The organism is Thermophagus xiamenensis (genome assembly GCF_900112795.1).
GTDB classification, from domain to species: Bacteria; Bacteroidota; Bacteroidia; order Bacteroidales; family Marinilabiliaceae; genus Thermophagus; species Thermophagus xiamenensis.
Genome location: NZ_FONA01000052.1, coordinates 1 through 1,470, shown reverse-complemented (window position 1 = coordinate 1,470; position 1,470 = coordinate 1). Strand labels below are relative to the sequence as shown.

General features: G+C 30.7%; 3 protein-coding genes. All 3 read right to left on the bottom strand.

The window, feature by feature from the left end; translation table 11 throughout:
• On the bottom strand, window positions 1-277 hold a 277-nt coding region (locus BM130_RS15195), incomplete at its 3' end, for a nucleotidyltransferase family protein (protein ID WP_217645620.1).
• A gap of 34 nt (window positions 278-311) precedes the next feature.
• Window positions 312-656, bottom strand: a complete 345-nt coding sequence (locus tag BM130_RS15860) for a RelA/SpoT domain-containing protein (RefSeq protein ID WP_052298970.1) — start codon at window positions 654-656, stop codon at window positions 312-314.
• A 5-nt stretch (window positions 657-661) separates the two neighbouring features.
• Window positions 662-1,378, bottom strand: a complete 717-nt coding sequence (locus tag BM130_RS15070) for a hypothetical protein (RefSeq protein ID WP_010528942.1) — start codon at window positions 1,376-1,378, stop codon at window positions 662-664.
• Window positions 1,379-1,470 lie beyond the last annotated feature (92 nt).

Below are 1,470 nucleotides of genomic sequence, written 5' to 3'. Positions count from 1 at the left end.
AGGCAAATGTGCCTAATTTCGGGGTTTTTTGTTTGCTCAAAGATAGTGATAATAGCTTTTCCGTCAAAGAAATAGAGTATTTCGGAATTTCCCTAAATAAGCTTTTTAAAGTTGAATCATTAGTTTCAAGAGCAGCATATATTCCATTTAGCAGTCGTTCTTGATCTGGATAATCTTTCCAATCATCTTTACACTTGTATCTAAGGCTATGGTCAACTTCATGCCATCCTTCGGATAAAATTGTTCTCAATTGCACCTCAAATGTATTATCTATCAATTGATAATTTGGGTCATCTAAAACTTCCCTAACTTCATTTAAGATGGTAGATACGAAAAATCAAGTTCGTTCTTTTGGGGGCAAAAACAGTCAATTTATGTTTATCTATAGATTCAGAAACAAAACTCAGTTTGTTTTTAAGCATAGAATATACTAAATCAACATCATCAGAAAAATATGTTACAATCCTGAGTCCTATTAAATCTTGCATTAGTGTACCATTCATTTCATACTTACCTCCCTTCCGAAGTATCTTTTCTTCAATTGATAACTTGTCTTTGGGACGGCTAAATAATCGGTATAATAAACCAATCCTGTCGAGCTCTGATGAAATTTCATTTCGTAATTCTCTTTCTATTATAAGTAGTCCTGGATACATTTTTCTTAATCGTGGTTATAAAAATCATGAAAATATCTTATTCCTTCTTTTGTTATAAAACTCATATCTCCATTAAATGTTAGGAATCCATTTGATTTTAATTTGGCAATTAGACGATTAACCCGTTTTAGATCTTCATCATTTGCAAAATCACCTCTTATTTGCGACAAAGTTCTGTGTCTAGGTCGTTTTTTGTCACTTTTAAAGAACTTCTCCAAAATATCTAATTCCGTAATTTCTTTAAAATTTGATTCTTCATGTGATTCATCAAATGACAATAAATCATCAAGAATTGTGTTGTTTGCCTCACAACCAAAAGCTTGAAATCTTGTTTTATAAGCATCAGGTTCAATATTGATAAGTTGGCAATCATAAAATTTACAACCTTGAAAAATTGTATTTTCGAATATGGCTATATCAAATGTACAATTTAGGAATATTACATTTGAAAAAGAACTATTTGTAATTTTTTGCGGAGGTAAAAACTCAATACCTTGGAAGGTTTCATCCATTATCACTATCTGATCATAATCTCTCTTAATACTCCCTTTGAAAGATATGTCAATATCAAAATAAAAATTTTTATCAAAATCAAATTTATTATCATTAAAAATTTTCCACAATAAATCCCTATTTTTCTCACAATGAGTCTTAAAAGCAGTAGCTGCTAAAATAGCAAAAGTTTGATTTAAAATCCCAACACCCGGCTTACAGACAAGCAAGTGGTTGAAAATTATGCAAATTTATGGCACATTGAGCGTGCTTTTCGAATGTCGAAAACAGATCTGCGAATAAGACCAATATATCACCGTTT

Excerpts from the sequence above, each read along its gene's own strand:
- BM130_RS15860 (WP_052298970.1), bottom strand. The coding sequence starts at position 656 with ATGTATCCAGGACTACTTATAATAGAAAGAGAATTACGAAATGAAATT.